Raw genomic sequence first — 14,110 nt, 5'->3', positions numbered from 1 at the left:
CATGACCAAGACTGTTATCACCAGCGACAAGGCCCCGGCCGCCATCGGTACTTACTCCCAGGCGATCAAGGCTGGCAACACCGTCTACATGTCGGGCCAGATCCCTCTGGACCCAAAAACCATGGAACTGGTCGAAGGCTTCGAAGCCCAGACCGTCCAGGTGTTCGAGAACCTCAAGGCCGTGGCCGAAGCCGCTGGTGGTTCGTTCAAGGACATCGTCAAACTGAACATCTTCCTCACCGACCTGAGCCATTTCGCCAAGGTCAACGAGATCATGGGCAAATACTTCGACCAGCCTTACCCAGCACGCGCCGCCATTGGCGTAGCGGCCCTGCCAAAGGGTTCGCAGGTTGAAATGGATGCCATCCTGGTCATCGAGTAATGCGTCTGGCGCAGCCAATGGCTGCGCCGACCGCTCTGCAGTAAAGAAAGTCTGAAAGGATTCCACCATGCGCAAAGCGCTTGTTCTCTCGCTGCTCGCCCTGTTTTTGGGCGGTTGTGCCAGCAACCCTGCCGACCGTGATATCAGCGGCACCTGGATCAACCAGGCGGCGATCGATGCTGCAGCCAAAGGCGGCCCCCTGCGTGAAGCCCTCCAGGCCTATGGTCCGAACCTGGAGTGGGACGTCAACACCAAGGCCAGTCAGGCCCGCTACACCAATGGTTTTGAAAATGTCGAAGGCAAGTTGCTGGGCGAACAGTCCGGCGCCTGGAAAGTCGACTTTTATGGCAGCTCTGCCAGCGAGCTCAAGCGTGACGGCAAGCAACTGAGCCAGGCCGCCAGCGACAACGAACCCGAACAGGTCTTCGACCGCGCGCTGATTCCGGTTCCGGATGGCGCACCGATGGGTGCCAGCTTCGAACGCGCACTGTACTCGGCGTACATGGGTGGTAGCTGGAAGGTCGTCAGCGGCCCCGGCGAAGGCAATAGCGTGCAGTTCCAGGCCGACGGCCAGATCATCGGCCTGCCGGAAGCCGATCGTTATGCCCTGTGCCTGGCGGGTGACTGTGCGTCGATGAGCGGTGGCAACGACAACATGTGGTTGCAACTCAACGGACAGGGAAACCCCTGGATCTTCGCGCGCAAAGGCAAGGAACTGGAAATTTTCCAAGCAGTGAATACCGCCCAGGCAGACGAAATGCCCCAGTACACACCGGGCAATCGCAAGTGGCTGCTGGAAAAACAGTAAGCAACACCCCCCCTTGTAGGAGCGAGCTTGCTCGCGAAGAGGCCCGTATCAGTCAACAAATGTGTTGCCTATCAGACCGCTTTCGCGAGCAAGCTCGCTCCTACAGGGGCTTGTGGCGTTTATAAGTCAGCAACGCCCCTCAATAATCGCCGCATAACCCTCGCGAAAACTCGGATACTTCGGCGTCCAGCCCAACGCCTTCGCCCGCGCATTGCTGCAACGCTTGCTCCCGGTGCGGCGCACAGTGGCGTCGTCCGCCCATTCGGTCACACCCATATACTCGCGCAACCAGCCCACCACATCAGCCAGCGCTGCGGGCGCGTCATCAACGCCTATATAGACGTCATCCAGTGCCACGCCACGCCGGTCCGCCTCCAGCAGACAAGCCATCAACCCGGCCGCGTCATCGGCATGAATACGATTGGCGTACAGCGGTGGATCGACCGCAACGCGATAGCCCCGGCGTACCTGGGTCAGCAACCACTCACGACCCGGTCCGTAGATACCGGTCAGACGCACGATACTGGCCGGGATGCCGCTATTGAGAGCAATCTGCTCCGCTTCAAGCATCACCCGCCCTGAATAACACGCCGCCACGGTTGGCGAAGCCTCATCAATCCACTCGCCCTGCTGCTGGCCGTAGACACTGCTACTGGAAACGAACAGCAAGCGATTGGGCACCTGACCATAGTCGTCCAACCACTCCAGCACGTGCTGCAAGCCCTGGACATAAGCGGCCCGATAACCCGCTTCATCGTGATCGGTGGCGGCCGCGCAGTACACCAGGTAATCCACCGCACCGACCGGCCAAGTTGCCGGGCAGTCCTTGTTGAACAGGTCGCCGGCTACTCCGACAACCCCGTCGGGCAGGCGTGAAACGTCACGGCGCAGGCCATGGACTTCCCACCCGCCAGCCAACAACTGCGTGGCCAGGCGACTGCCGACATCACCGCAACCGGCGATCAAAACAGAGGGTGCGGACATCAGGAAACTCTCCTTGAAAATGGACAAACCAGCGCTGCCAGTGGACGAGCGGCTAGCAATGCAGGAAAAAAAGAGACGCTATTACTTCTGTTAACAAGAATTACTTGCAATAATGCGGACCACTTTTGTTCTCGGCCTTACGAGGCCTGGAAGAACATTAACCGTCTTTTTCCTTCAGGTCCGGCCCAGCATGACACGTATTCAACTCTCCGCTTCGCCAACCAAACGACCTCGCGCCTGGAGCGCGGTGGCCGCCCTGCTATTCAGCCTGATGCTGGCGCCAACCGCCGCCTTTGCTGATGCGCAAGCCCCCACCGCACCGGCTGCCGCCGCCGCACCTGCCCAGGCCGACCACGCTGCCCCGGCTGTGACGCCGGTCGCGACCGATCCTGCCCAGGCAGTACCGGCAGACACGATCGGTGAAGACGCTCCCGAAGTCCTCGAGGCCGACAACACCCTGGGCATGGCCCATGACCTGTCGCCGTGGGGCATGTACAAGAACGCCGACATCATCGTGAAAATCGTGATGATTGGCCTTGCCATCGCCTCGATCATCACCTGGACCATCTGGATCGCCAAGGGTCTTGAGTTGATGGGCGCCAAGCGTCGTCTGCGCGGGGAAATCGCCCAACTGAAAAAGTCCGCCTCCCTCAAGGAAGCCAGCGCCACTGCGGCAAAGGAAGGCACCCTGGCCAACCTGCTGGTCCATGACGCCCTCGAAGAGATGCGCCTTTCGGTCAACAGCCGTGAGAAAGAAGGCATCAAGGAACGCGTCAGCTTCCGTCTTGAGCGCCTGGTAGCGGCCTGCGGTCGCAACATGAGCAGCGGCACCGGCGTGCTCGCCACCATCGGTTCCACCGCGCCGTTCGTCGGTCTGTTCGGTACCGTGTGGGGCATCATGAATAGCTTCATTGGCATCGCTAAGACCCAGACGACCAACCTCGCCGTCGTCGCCCCCGGCATCGCCGAAGCCCTGTTGGCCACAGCTCTGGGCCTGGTGGCAGCGATCCCCGCGGTGGTGATCTACAACGTCTTCGCCCGCTCCATCGCCGGTTACAAGGCTCAGGTCTCCGACGCGTCGGCACAGGTCCTGCTGCTGGTCAGCCGCGACCTCGACCACCAGCCTGAGCGCAGCTCACATCCGCACATGGTGAAAGTGGGGTAATCGGCCATGGGCCTGCATTTGAAAGAAGGGGCAGACGACGATCTGTCCGAAAACCACGAAATCAACGTCACGCCGTTCATCGACGTGATGCTGGTGTTGCTGATCATCTTCATGGTGGCAGCCCCGCTGGCCACCGTGGATATCAAGGTCGACCTGCCCGCGTCCACCGCCAAGCCGGCGCCACGGCCGGAGAAACCGGTGTTCCTGAGCGTCAAGGCTGACCAGCGCCTGTTCCTCGGTGAAGACGAAGTGAAGGCCGAAGCACTTGGCGCCACGCTCGACGCCAGGACCCAGGGCAAGAAAGACACGACGATCTTCTTCCAGGCCGATAAAGGTGTGGATTACGGCGACCTGATGAGCGTAATGGACAATCTGCGCGCCGCCGGTTACCTCAAGGTCGGCCTGGTCGGACTCGAGACGGCAGCCAAGAAATGATCACTACGCGCCATAAGCTGACGCGTTACAGCGGTAGCCTGGCCATCGTGCTGGGCGTTCACGCACTGGCCATCGCGCTGGCCGTGAACTGGAACGCCCACCCGCCCATCGAATTGCCACCCCAGGCAATGATAGTCGAACTGGCACCGCTTCCCGCCCCGCCACCGCCTGCACCGCCGAAGGTCGTCACGCCACCGCAGCCGCCCGCTCCGGTTGAAGAACTGCCGATACCCAAGCTTGCCGAAGCGCCAAAGGCCGAGATTGCCGTGCCCAAGCCGGTAAAACCCAAGCCGAAGCCTCAGCCGCCCAAACCGGTAGAGAAGAAGCCTGATCCGCCAAAGGAAAAACCGTCGGAAGAGAAACCCGCCGACACGCAGCCGACCCAGGCGCCGACGGAGAAATCCGCCCAGCCTGCACCTGGCCCTTCCGCCGCTCAAGTCGCGGCCAAGGCCAGTTGGCAAGGCGCATTGCTGGCGCACCTGCAAAAGTACAAAAAGTACCCGGCCAGTGCACAGGCACGGGGCAAGGAAGGCATGAACCGTCTGCGTTTCGTGGTGGATTCCGAAGGCAACGTCCTGTCATTCGAACTGGTTGGCGCTTCAGGCACGGCCGATCTGGACCGGGCGACCCTGGACATGATCCGCCGTGCCCAGCCGCTACCCAAGCCACCGGCCGACATGCTGACCAACGGCTCCATCGAAATCGTTGCGCCCTTTGTTTACTCGATCGACAAACGTCGGCGTTAATCACACCGGCAACCCAGGCCACTGGACCTGCAAAAGGCACCGAAAGGTGCCTTTTGCCTATCTGGAAACGCCAAACCGCAATTGCCCTGTGTCACACGCCACATACCTTCTGATAACGTGCGTCTATCGATTGCAGCCGGTATGCTTGGCCCGCAACTTCATGGACGCTTGCTATGACCCTCACAGAATTACGCTACATCGTTACCCTCGCCCAAGAACAACACTTCGGCCATGCCGCCGAGCGTTGTCACGTCAGCCAGCCAACCCTGTCGGTGGGCGTGAAAAAGCTTGAAGACGAACTCGGTGTGCTGATCTTTGAGCGCAGCAAAAGCGCCGTGCGCTTGACCCCGGTCGGCGAAGGTATCGTCGCCCAGGCGCAAAAAGTGCTCGAACAGGCCCAAGGCATCCGCGAACTGGCCCAGGCGGGCAAGAACCAGCTGACCGCGCCGCTCAAGGTTGGCGCGATCTATACCGTCGGCCCATACCTTTTCCCGCACCTGATTCCACAACTGCACCGGGTTGCCCCGCAGATGCCGTTGTACATCGAGGAAAACTTCACCCATGTGCTGCGCGACAAACTGCGCAACGGCGAACTCGACGCGATCATCATCGCCCTGCCGTTCAACGAAGCCGACGTGCTGACCTTGCAGCTCTATGACGAGCCGTTCTATGTCCTGATGCCGGCTCAGCACCCATGGACGCAGAAAGAATCCATCGACGCCAACCTGCTCAACGACAAGAGCCTGCTGCTGCTCGGCGAAGGGCATTGCTTCCGCGACCAGGTACTGGAAGCCTGCCCGACACTGGCCAAGGGCAACGACGGCGCCAAGCACACCACGGTGGAGTCCAGTTCGCTGGAAACCATCCGCCACATGGTGGCCTCCGGCCTCGGCATTTCAATATTGCCGCTGTCGGCGGTCGATAGCCATCACTACGCCCCCGGCGTGATCGAGGTTCGACCACTGTCGGCGCCGGTGCCATTCCGCACCGTAGCCATTGCCTGGCGTGCGAGCTTCCCGCGACCCAAGGCCATTGAAATTCTCGCTGACTCCATTCGCCTGTGCTCGGTGGCCAAACCCGCCGCACCGGTAACGGCCGGTTAAGCCACGCCATGACCGAGTTGTCGCAAGTGTCGGTGACGGCACTCAAGGGTGTCGGCGAAGCCATGGCCGAAAAACTGGCCAAGGTCGGCCTGGAGAATCTCCAGGACGTTCTGTTTCATTTGCCATTGCGTTACCAGGATCGCACTCGCGTGGTGCCGATCGGCGCACTGCGTCCCGGCCAGGACGCCGTCGTCGAAGGCACCGTCAGCGGCGCGGACGTGGTCATGGGCCGGCGCCGCAGCCTTGTCGTGCGCATGCAGGACGGCACCGGCGGCCTGAGCCTGCGCTTCTATCATTTCAGCAATGCACAGAAAGAAAGCCTCAAGCGCGGCACGCGGATTCGCTGCTATGGCGAAGTGCGGCCCGGTGCGTCGGGCCTCGAAATCTACCACCCGGAATACCGCGCCATCACCGGCGACGAACCACCGCCCGTGGATGAAACCCTGACCCCGGTGTACCCGCTCACCGAAGGCCTGACCCAACAGCGCCTGCGCCAGCTGTGCCTGCAAACCCTGACCCTGCTCGGCCCCAGCAGCCTGCCCGACTGGCTGCCGACGGAACTGGCCCGCGATTACCAACTGGCGCCGCTGGCCGATGCGATCCGCTACCTGCACAACCCGCCTGCCGATGCCGATGTCGACGAACTCGCCCTGGGTCATCACTGGGCCCAGCACCGCCTGGCCTTCGAAGAACTGCTGACCCATCAACTGTCCCAACAACGCCTGCGCGAGAGCATGCGCTCGTTGCGCGCACCGGCGATGCCCAAGGCCACGCGACTGCCGGCCAAATACCTGACCAATCTCGGCTTCAGTCCCACGGGCGCACAGCAGCGGGTCGGCAACGAAATCGCCTACGACCTCAGTCAGCACGAACCAATGCTGCGGTTGATTCAAGGCGACGTCGGCGCCGGTAAAACCGTGGTCGCCGCCCTTGCCGCACTGCAGGCCCTGGAAGCGGGTTATCAGGTTGCGCTCATGGCGCCGACCGAGATTCTCGCCGAACAGCACTACATCACCTTCAAGCGCTGGCTCGAGCCGCTGGGCCTCGAAGTCGCCTGGCTGGCCGGCAAGCTCAAAGGCAAAAACCGCGTGGCCGCACTGGAGCAGATCGCCAGCGGCGCCCCCATGGTGGTCGGCACCCACGCGCTGTTCCAGGACGAGGTGCAGTTCCAGAACCTGGCGCTGGTGATCATCGATGAGCAGCACCGTTTTGGCGTGCAACAACGCCTGGCGTTGCGACAGAAAGGTGTCGGTGGGCGCATGTGCCCGCATCAGCTGATCATGACCGCCACACCGATCCCTCGTACCCTGGCCATGAGCGCCTACGCCGATCTCGATACTTCGATCCTCGATGAACTGCCGCCTGGCCGAACCCCGGTGAATACCGTACTGATCACCGACACCCGGCGCGTCGAAGTCATCGAGCGGGTCCGCGGTGCCTGCGCCGAAGGGCGTCAGGCCTACTGGGTATGCACGCTGATCGAAGAGTCGGAAGAATTGACCTGCCAGGCCGCGCAAACCACTTACGAAGACCTCACCGCGGCCCTCGGCGAGCTGAAAGTGGGGCTGATTCACGGCCGCATGAAACCTGCCGAAAAAGCCGAAGTGATGGCCCAATTCAAGGCTGGCAACCTGCAGCTGCTGGTCGCCACCACCGTGATCGAAGTCGGCGTGGACGTGCCCAACGCCAGCCTGATGATCATCGAAAACCCGGAACGCCTGGGCCTGGCGCAACTGCACCAGCTGCGCGGGCGCGTCGGGCGGGGCAGCGCGGTCAGCCATTGCGTGCTGCTTTATCATCCGCCGTTGTCGCAAATCGGGCGTCAGCGGCTGGGTATCATGCGTGAAACCAACGACGGCTTCGTGATCGCCGAAAAAGACCTCGAACTGCGCGGTCCTGGCGAAATGCTCGGCACGCGGCAAACCGGCCTGCTGCAATTCAAGGTCGCCGACCTGATGCGCGACGCCGACCTGCTGCCGGCCGTACGCGACGCCGCCCAGGCCCTGCTGGAACGCTGGCCCGACCATGTCAGCCCGTTACTCGACCGCTGGCTGCGCCATGGGCAGCAATACGGCCAAGTGTGAGCAGCGTCTCAGTTTCCAGGCCATGGTTTTGAGCAAGCTGGTTATACTCCTGAAATTGTTTTGGAACGGATACAGACCATGACCGAAGTTGCCCTCGCACCCGCTGCTCCGCACGCTCCGTCGGTCATTCGGCTGCTGCTGGACAAAATGGGCATAGCCTTCGAAGAAGTGCTCGACCATCACGGCCTGAACGCCGCGCGCAAAGTCCAGGCCGTGCTGCTCGATGACAGCGTCGGCGCGCTGATGGTGCTGTATCCGCAGAGCCAATTGCTGGACCTCAATCGCCTGACCGAACTCACAGGCCGCCGCCTTACCGCCGTGTCGACCGAGCGCCTGCAGAAAATGCTCGGCAAACACAGCCTGAGCCTGCTGCCGGGCCTGCCATCGCTGACCAGCTCGCCCTGCCTGTATGAAGAAAGCCTGTTGCGCGAGCCTGTGGTGCTGGTCAATTCGGGTGAGCCGGGCGTGCTGCTGGAAATCAGCAGTGAAGCCTTCAGGTCCATGCTGACCAAGGCCAGCGCCGCCAATTTCGGCGAGAACCTGAGCAGCATCCGCCCCAACCTCGATCGCCCTGACGATGACCGCGAGGAAATCTCCCAGGCCGTCCAGGCGTTCACCGCGCGACGTATCCAGCAACGACTGGAAGCGACCATCGAGATCCCACCGCTGGCCGAAACGGCGCAGAAAATCATCAAGCTGCGCGTCGACCCTAACGCCACTATCGACGACATTACCGGCGTGGTCGAAACCGACCCGGCCCTTGCCGCACAAGTGGTGAGCTGGGCCGCATCGCCGTACTACGCCTCACCGGGCAAGATTCGCTCGGTGGAAGACGCGATCGTCCGGGTACTGGGTTTCGACCTGGTGATCAACCTGGCGCTGGGCCTGGCCCTGGGCAAAACCTTGAGCCTGCCCAAGGACCGCCCGCAACACAGCACTCCGTACTGGCAGCAATCGATCTACACCGCCGCGGTCATCGACGGCCTGACCCGGGCCATGCCCCGCACCCAGCGCCCGGAAGCGGGCCTGACCTACCTGGCGGGCCTGCTGCACAACTTCGGCTACCTGTTGCTGGCCCACGTGTTCCCGCCACACTTCTCGCTGATCTGCAGGCACATGGAGGTCAACCCGCACCTGTGCCACAGCTTTGTGGAGCAACACCTGCTCGGCATCAGCCGTGAACAGATCGGCTCATGGCTGATGCGCTACTGGGACATGCCGGAGGAACTCACCACCGCGCTGCGCTTCCAGCACGATCCAGGCTACGACGGCCCCTACGCCGAATACCCGAACCTGGTTTGCCTGGCGGTGCGCCTGCTGCGCAGCCGCGGCATAGGTTCGGGACCGGACGAAGATATCCCAGACGCCTTGCTCGAACGCCTCGGTCTGAGCCGTGCCAAAGCAGAAGACGTCGCCAGCAAAGTGCTTGAGGCTGAAGTGTTACTGCGCGAACTGGCTTCGCAGTTCAGCCAAGCTTAGAAGCTTCGCGAGCAGGCTCACTCCCACAGGGATCACCAAAATCCCTGTGGGAGCGAGCCTGCTCGCGAAGAACCCAATTCGGTCCAACTGAAAAAACTCAAGCCTTAGGCTTAGCCTTCTTCGGCTTCAAATACTTGGTCAGCCCCTGGAACCAGATCACCAGCGCCGGATTGCCCTTGATCTGGATCGACTTGTCCTGAATCCCCGTCATGAACGCCAACTGTTTGTTCTTGGCCTGCATCGTGGCAAAGCCGTAGGCCGCATCCTTGAAAGCAATCGCAAACGCCGGCTCGGCATACACACCCGCCTTGCTGGTGATGCGCTGATCCTTCACCCGGAAGTGCCGCGCTACTTTCCCGTCCAGAGTCTGCAGTTGAAACACCAGTTCTTTATCACCCAGCTGCTGCTGAAACGCCGGATTGGTCCGACTGGCCTTACCCATCAACAAACCCAGCATCCACAGCAGAAAACGAAATTTCATGCGCAAGCCTCAGAAGAAAAATGAACGGCCGGCGCAGTGTAGCGATTAAATTCCAGAACGCCACCTTCCAGTTACGTTTGGAGGAGATGCCAGGTTTTTTGACGCCGATGACTACCAAGTCACTGACGAAAGCCTGCCTTTCCTGGACTTAGACAGGGTGTGGTGGGGCGACGTTATCCAGCACTCGATTTACCGCCAACTCACCGAGCATGATCACCTGCTGAAGCGCCAGCATCGTACTGCGGTGCGCCCCCTCGAGCATTGCGGCGATTTCACTCGCCATCACGTTGGCTGAAGCCAACGACTCACAGGCGTGGGCTAATAGCGTCTCGTTGTCGATGTCAGGCGCCACGACAAAGATCGCACCGGGTGGATGAGCCCCGGTCATGACCAGGGCATTGGGTTTCAGGTAATGGTCCAGGGCGCGGGTGGCGGCATGGTGCAACTTTCTTGAAGTCGCGGACATGTACGGGGTAGTGCTAACGCTTTCTAATCCGGCGGGCAATTCTTTGACCTTGGGCATGGTGCAACTCCGAGGAATATTGGGAGTGACCAAACTAACCGCCGCGCTTCCGACGGCCAACCTTAAAAAAGCGTCGGATGCTTCCTCAACTTTGTAAGGGAATTAATCATTTTCCAGCCGCGTTTAATAATTTAAAACCCGCTGTTTGGCGATAGGGCGCCTTGGCCATCAACACAACGGTAACCGGCGAAATCCCCCATGCGCCGATCCTGCACCAGAGGAAACACATTCCTGTAGGAACCGCTGTAGGCTGCGATCTTTTGATTGTTCCCCTGCATACCCGTCGGAAATTTCCTTCAAAACACTGGGACGCACCGCTATCGCCAGCAAGCTGGCTCCTACAACGCAATGCGCGACCCTCGCGCTCCATAAAAAAATGGGCACCCAATCTCATTGGCGTGCCCATTCTTCAATCCGCTCCCCCGCAAAGCAGGTTCGGGAAACAGATTACGGATTAACACTATCCTTCAACGATTTACCCGGCTTGAATGCAACAGTGTTGCTGGCCTTGATTTTTACCGGCTCACCGGTTTGCGGGTTTTTGCCGGTGCGGGCACCGCGGTGGCGTTGCAGGAAGGTGCCGAAACCGACCAGCGTCACGCTGTCTTTGCGGTGCAGGGCGCCGGTGATTTCTTCAAGTACGGCGTTGAGGACGCGGTTGGCCTGCTCTTTGGTGAGATCTGCTTTTTCAGCAATGGCTGCGGCGAGTTCTGGTTTGCGCATATTAGTGAAGCCCCTTTGACGGTTTTTTGTTGTTATGTCCGTGCCGCTCTCTGTGGAGCAGCGCCCAAAGCGCCGCAGGTGCTCTACTCTGCGGCCGACGGGAGTGAGGATGGCACGCAGTGAGGAGCCGCGCCAGTGTCGGCGCGGCCAATGTTTGGGCAAAAGGGGGGTGATTCCGACAGAACGACCGGTATTTACGCCAGCAGTGCCGGAAGCTCTTTGTTGAGGGCGAGTTTTTCCATCACGGCCGCACCTGTCAGGGCATAACCGAGCAGTTTGCCGTTGTTATCGCGGCATAAAACCTTGATGTCAGCGCCCTGCCCTTCGACGGTCCAGACGCCCTCCGCACCCCGTGGCGGCGGGGATACCACCAATGGACACACCGGGGTTTTGACGGTGATCGGCATCGGGCCATAGTTGACCACCGTCGGGTTGCCGGCGAGGGTCTGGGCCAGCGCTCTCGCACAGCTCATCAGGGGCATCACGTACAACAAATTCAGCCCATCGACCTCGGCACAGTCGCCCAGGGCGTAGATGTTGGCGTGGGACGTTTGCAGGTGACGGTCAACCACTACGCCGCGATTGACCTGCAGGCCGGCAGCGGCGGCCAGGTCGATGCGCGGACGCAGGCCAATGGCCGACACCACCACGTCGCACGGTATGACCTGACCATCGGAAAGATGGGCTTCCAGGCCGCCAGCAACCCGCTGCAGGCGATTGAGCACAGGCCCGAGGTGGAAGCGCGCACCCAGGCTTTCCAGCCCGGCCTGGACCGCTGCGGCCGCCGCTGGGTGCAACAGGGTCGGCATGACCTGTTCGCACGGTGCAACCAGTTGCACCTCGTAGCCGCCCAGAGTCAGGTCGTTGGCGAACTCGCAGCCGATCAGGCCGGCACCCAGCAACAAGACCCGACGCTTGCCAGCCGCTGCCGCGCGAAAGCGCGCGTAGTCTTCCAGGTCGTTGATCGGGAACACGCAATCCGCTGCATCCCCCTCGATGGGCACGCGTAAGGTTTCAGCGCCCCAGGCCAGGACCAGGTCACGGTAGATCACCGCTTCCTCACCAATCCACAAGCGCTTGTGGCCCGGGTCGATACCGCTGATGCGGGTATGGGTACGCACTTCGGCCTTCAACTGCTCGGCCATGGCGCCCGGCTCTGCCATGCTCAGACCGTCGGCATCCTTGTTTTTGCCGAAACCGGTGGAGAGCATCGGTTTGGAATAAGAACGCCCGTCATCGGCGGTAATGAGCAGGAGCGGGGTCTCGCTGTCGAGTTTGCGAAACTCGCGAGCGACGTTGTAACCAGCCAGCCCGGTACCAACGATTACGACAGGTGCGTTCATGCATGACTCCTTAGTTGATCAGGCGGCGATTTCGATCATTTCGAAATCCATCTTGCCCACACCGCAGTCCGGGCACAGCCAGTCTGCCGGGACATCCTCCCAACGGGTGCCCGGCGCGATGCCGTCATCGGGCCAACCGTCGGCTTCGTTATAGATCAGGCCGCAGACGATACATTGCCACTTTTTCATTCAGGTATTTCCTCGGGATTCAGGCTATTGCCGGCGCGGACGGTCGATGGTTACTGCGCTGCCATCCAGCTCAAAGCGTTTTTTTACTGATCGGGCCCAACAGATGCAAGCCTGTTCGGCGCAATGGGCGGCCCCATCAATCAAAATTCGTGGCTGACATGGTAAGCTCGCGGCCTCATTTGCTGCCAATAATGACTCATTGTGCAACACACAGAATCCCCCTGCCCGCCCCCACTCTGGCTCCCTCAAAGCCAACTGACGCCTCTCCCCGACACGTCTATCCTCGACTGGTTGTTCGATAATGGCTCACTGACCAGGCGTCTCATTCATCTGACGAATGATGCGTTTAGCGTCACGCCGTTGTTCGAAGGCTGGCAGACCCTTCGCGCGGACGAATGCGCAACGCTCGACCTGGCCGAAGGCAGTGAAGGCTGGGTGCGTGAGGTGTATTTGCGTGGTCACGGGCAAGCCCTGGTGTTTGCCCGTAGCGTTGCGGCGCGCAGCGCACTGCAGGGCGACGGCTTGCACATGGACGAGTTGGGCAGCCGGTCCCTGGGCGAGCTGCTGTTTTGCGATCACGCCTTCCAGCGCCGTGCCATCGAAGTCTGTCACTATCCTCAAGCCTGGTTGCCGGCGGAAGTACGAGCCCCTGAGCTGTGGGGCCGTCGCTCGCGTTTCGACCGTGGCGCCTTGAGTGTACTGGTGGCCGAAATCTTCCTGCCGACCCTGTGGAGCGCCGCCCGCGCCCATCCGGAGAACTGCTGATGTACCAGAGCCTGCTCAAGTCCTTGAACCGCTTGAATCCCCGGGCCTGGGATTTTATTCAGCTGACGCGCATGGACAAGCCGATCGGCATTTACCTGCTGCTGTGGCCGACACTGTGGGCGCTGTGGATTGCCGGCAAGGGTTCGCCATCGCTGGCCAACATCGTGATTTTCGTCCTCGGCGTGGTGCTGACCCGCGCGGGCGGCTGCGTGATCAATGATTGGGCGGACCGCAAGGTCGACGGCCATGTGAAACGCACCGAACAGCGCCCGCTGCCGAGCGGCAGGATCAGCTCCAAAGAAGCGTTGGTGTTCTTTGCATTACTGATGGGCCTGAGTTTCCTGCTGGTGCTGTGCACCAATGCGGCAACGATCTGGCTGTCGTTCGGTGGTTTGGCCCTGGCCTTCACTTATCCGTTCATGAAGCGCTACACCTATTACCCGCAAGTGGTGCTGGGCGCGGCGTTTTCCTGGGGGATGCCGATGGCCTTCACTGCTGAGACTGGCGAACTGCCGGCGGCGGCGTGGCTACTGTGGATCGCCAACCTGCTGTGGACGGTGGGCTACGACACTTACTACGCGATGACCGACCGCGACGACGATTTGAAGATCGGCGTGAAATCCACGGCGATCCTGTTTGGCGAGGCAGACCGGGTGATCATCCTGACCCTGCAAGGACTGGCGCTGGGCTGCCTGCTGCTGGCCGGGTCGAAATTCGAGCTGGGTGGCTGGTTCCATCTTGGGCTGGCGGTGGCGGCGGGCTGTTTTGTCTGGGAGTTCTGGTACACCCGCAGCAAGGACCGGATGCGCTGTTTCAAGGCGTTCCTGCACAACCACTGGGCCGGGATGGCGATTTTTGTCGGGATCGTGCTGGATTACGGGTTGCGCTAAAACGATGACT

The 14,110-nt window shown here is 61.0% G+C and carries 16 protein-coding genes; 10 read left to right on the top strand and 6 right to left on the bottom strand.

Annotated elements, in window-relative coordinates; translation table 11 throughout:
- Position 1: 1 nt before the first annotated feature.
- Both ACIO0C_RS00345 and ACIO0C_RS00340 read left to right on the top strand, forming a co-directional pair.
- Positions 2 to 382, top strand: coding sequence for a RidA family protein (locus ACIO0C_RS00345; protein ID WP_003229509.1), 381 nt, complete (start codon positions 2 to 4; stop codon positions 380 to 382).
- A 67-nt stretch (positions 383 to 449) separates the two neighbouring features.
- Positions 450 to 1,190 (top strand): hypothetical protein, encoded by a 741-nt coding sequence (locus tag ACIO0C_RS00340; RefSeq protein WP_401306465.1) that lies wholly within the window; start codon positions 450 to 452, stop codon positions 1,188 to 1,190.
- A gap of 126 nt (positions 1,191 to 1,316) precedes the next feature.
- Here ACIO0C_RS00340 and ACIO0C_RS00335 read toward each other — a convergent pair whose 3' ends face one another.
- Complete coding sequence (locus tag ACIO0C_RS00335; RefSeq protein ID WP_401306462.1) at positions 1,317 to 2,174, bottom strand: SDR family oxidoreductase; 858 nt, start codon at positions 2,172 to 2,174, stop codon at positions 1,317 to 1,319.
- Between the two features lie 190 nt (positions 2,175 to 2,364).
- Between ACIO0C_RS00335 and exbB the strand changes: the two genes are divergently transcribed.
- The 6 genes from exbB to ACIO0C_RS00305 all read left to right on the top strand — a co-directional run bounded on the left by exbB (position 2,365) and on the right by ACIO0C_RS00305 (position 9,186).
- On the top strand, positions 2,365 to 3,339 hold the full coding sequence (gene exbB / locus ACIO0C_RS00330) for a tonB-system energizer ExbB (protein ID WP_401306460.1): 975 nt from the start codon (positions 2,365 to 2,367) through the stop codon (positions 3,337 to 3,339).
- A gap of 6 nt (positions 3,340 to 3,345) precedes the next feature.
- Complete coding sequence (exbD, locus tag ACIO0C_RS00325; protein WP_008064483.1) at positions 3,346 to 3,774, top strand: TonB system transport protein ExbD; 429 nt, start codon at positions 3,346 to 3,348, stop codon at positions 3,772 to 3,774.
- Complete coding sequence (locus ACIO0C_RS00320; protein WP_401306457.1) at positions 3,771 to 4,520, top strand: TonB family protein; 750 nt, start codon at positions 3,771 to 3,773, stop codon at positions 4,518 to 4,520. The genes exbD and ACIO0C_RS00320 overlap by 4 nt, the downstream gene beginning before the upstream one ends.
- A 173-nt stretch (positions 4,521 to 4,693) precedes the next feature.
- Entirely contained in the window at positions 4,694 to 5,623 is a 930-nt protein-coding gene (locus ACIO0C_RS00315) for a hydrogen peroxide-inducible genes activator (protein WP_008064487.1), read from the top strand.
- A gap of 8 nt (positions 5,624 to 5,631) precedes the next feature.
- A complete protein-coding gene (gene recG / locus ACIO0C_RS00310) occupies positions 5,632 to 7,707 on the top strand; it encodes an ATP-dependent DNA helicase RecG (protein ID WP_401306455.1) in 2,076 nt (691 codons plus the stop codon).
- Between the two features lie 78 nt (positions 7,708 to 7,785).
- Positions 7,786 to 9,186, top strand: coding sequence for an aminoacyl-tRNA deacylase and HDOD domain-containing protein (locus tag ACIO0C_RS00305; protein WP_401306453.1), 1,401 nt, complete (start codon positions 7,786 to 7,788; stop codon positions 9,184 to 9,186).
- Between the two features lie 97 nt (positions 9,187 to 9,283).
- Here the strand turns inward: ACIO0C_RS00305 and ACIO0C_RS00300 are convergent, their stop codons facing one another.
- From ACIO0C_RS00300 to ACIO0C_RS00280, 5 genes are all read right to left on the bottom strand, one after another.
- Positions 9,284 to 9,667: a hypothetical protein gene (locus tag ACIO0C_RS00300; RefSeq protein ID WP_047535153.1), complete on the bottom strand. Its 384-nt coding sequence runs from the start codon at positions 9,665 to 9,667 to the stop codon at positions 9,284 to 9,286.
- A gap of 148 nt (positions 9,668 to 9,815) precedes the next feature.
- Entirely contained in the window at positions 9,816 to 10,190 is a 375-nt protein-coding gene (locus tag ACIO0C_RS00295) for a DUF6124 family protein (protein WP_401306449.1), read from the bottom strand.
- 447 nt (positions 10,191 to 10,637) lie between these two features.
- Complete coding sequence (locus ACIO0C_RS00290) at positions 10,638 to 10,913, bottom strand: HU family DNA-binding protein (RefSeq protein WP_003213368.1); 276 nt, start codon at positions 10,911 to 10,913, stop codon at positions 10,638 to 10,640.
- A gap of 194 nt (positions 10,914 to 11,107) precedes the next feature.
- Entirely contained in the window at positions 11,108 to 12,256 is a 1,149-nt protein-coding gene (locus tag ACIO0C_RS00285; protein WP_401306446.1) for an NAD(P)/FAD-dependent oxidoreductase, read from the bottom strand.
- An 18-nt stretch (positions 12,257 to 12,274) separates the two neighbouring features.
- Positions 12,275 to 12,445: a rubredoxin gene (locus ACIO0C_RS00280; protein WP_007995385.1), complete on the bottom strand. Its 171-nt coding sequence runs from the start codon at positions 12,443 to 12,445 to the stop codon at positions 12,275 to 12,277.
- Positions 12,446 to 12,646: 201 nt separating this feature from the next.
- On the opposite strand from ACIO0C_RS00280, the gene ACIO0C_RS00275 reads away from it, so the two are divergent.
- The gene (locus tag ACIO0C_RS00275) at positions 12,647 to 13,210 is read left to right on the top strand and encodes a chorismate--pyruvate lyase family protein (protein ID WP_401306443.1); all 564 of its coding nucleotides are present in this window, start codon (positions 12,647 to 12,649) and stop codon (positions 13,208 to 13,210) included.
- Positions 13,210 to 14,100, top strand: a complete 891-nt coding sequence (gene ubiA / locus ACIO0C_RS00270) for a 4-hydroxybenzoate octaprenyltransferase (protein ID WP_401306440.1) — start codon at positions 13,210 to 13,212, stop codon at positions 14,098 to 14,100. The genes ACIO0C_RS00275 and ubiA overlap by 1 nt, the downstream gene beginning before the upstream one ends.
- Positions 14,101 to 14,110: the final 10 nt, after the last annotated feature.

The sequence above is a fragment of the Pseudomonas sp. NPDC087336 genome (genome assembly GCF_044744285.1).
Taxonomy (GTDB): domain Bacteria; phylum Pseudomonadota; class Gammaproteobacteria; order Pseudomonadales; family Pseudomonadaceae; genus Aquipseudomonas.
The sequence above is the reverse complement of the archived record's forward strand: the minus strand, read 5'-3'. Positions and strand labels throughout refer to the sequence as shown.

Excerpts from the sequence above, each read along its gene's own strand:
- exbB (WP_401306460.1), top strand. The coding sequence starts at position 2,365 with ATGACACGTATTCAACTCTCCGCTTCGCCAACCAAACGACCTCGCGCC.
- ubiA (WP_401306440.1), top strand. The coding sequence starts at position 13,210 with ATGTACCAGAGCCTGCTCAAGTCCTTGAACCGCTTGAATCCCCGGGCC.
- ACIO0C_RS00280 (WP_007995385.1), bottom strand. The coding sequence starts at position 12,445 with ATGAAAAAGTGGCAATGTATCGTCTGCGGCCTGATCTATAACGAAGCC.
- ACIO0C_RS00315 (WP_008064487.1), top strand. The coding sequence starts at position 4,694 with ATGACCCTCACAGAATTACGCTACATCGTTACCCTCGCCCAAGAACAA.
- ACIO0C_RS00305 (WP_401306453.1), top strand. The coding sequence starts at position 7,786 with ATGACCGAAGTTGCCCTCGCACCCGCTGCTCCGCACGCTCCGTCGGTC.
- exbD (WP_008064483.1), top strand. The coding sequence starts at position 3,346 with ATGGGCCTGCATTTGAAAGAAGGGGCAGACGACGATCTGTCCGAAAAC.
- ACIO0C_RS00285 (WP_401306446.1), bottom strand. The coding sequence starts at position 12,256 with ATGAACGCACCTGTCGTAATCGTTGGTACCGGGCTGGCTGGTTACAAC.
- ACIO0C_RS00320 (WP_401306457.1), top strand. The coding sequence starts at position 3,771 with ATGATCACTACGCGCCATAAGCTGACGCGTTACAGCGGTAGCCTGGCC.
- ACIO0C_RS00340 (WP_401306465.1), top strand. The coding sequence starts at position 450 with ATGCGCAAAGCGCTTGTTCTCTCGCTGCTCGCCCTGTTTTTGGGCGGT.
- ACIO0C_RS00300 (WP_047535153.1), bottom strand. The coding sequence starts at position 9,667 with ATGAAATTTCGTTTTCTGCTGTGGATGCTGGGTTTGTTGATGGGTAAG.
- ACIO0C_RS00345 (WP_003229509.1), top strand. The coding sequence starts at position 2 with ATGACCAAGACTGTTATCACCAGCGACAAGGCCCCGGCCGCCATCGGT.
- ACIO0C_RS00335 (WP_401306462.1), bottom strand. The coding sequence starts at position 2,174 with ATGTCCGCACCCTCTGTTTTGATCGCCGGTTGCGGTGATGTCGGCAGT.
- ACIO0C_RS00295 (WP_401306449.1), bottom strand. The coding sequence starts at position 10,190 with ATGCCCAAGGTCAAAGAATTGCCCGCCGGATTAGAAAGCGTTAGCACT.
- recG (WP_401306455.1), top strand. The coding sequence starts at position 5,632 with ATGACCGAGTTGTCGCAAGTGTCGGTGACGGCACTCAAGGGTGTCGGC.
- ACIO0C_RS00290 (WP_003213368.1), bottom strand. The coding sequence starts at position 10,913 with ATGCGCAAACCAGAACTCGCCGCAGCCATTGCTGAAAAAGCAGATCTC.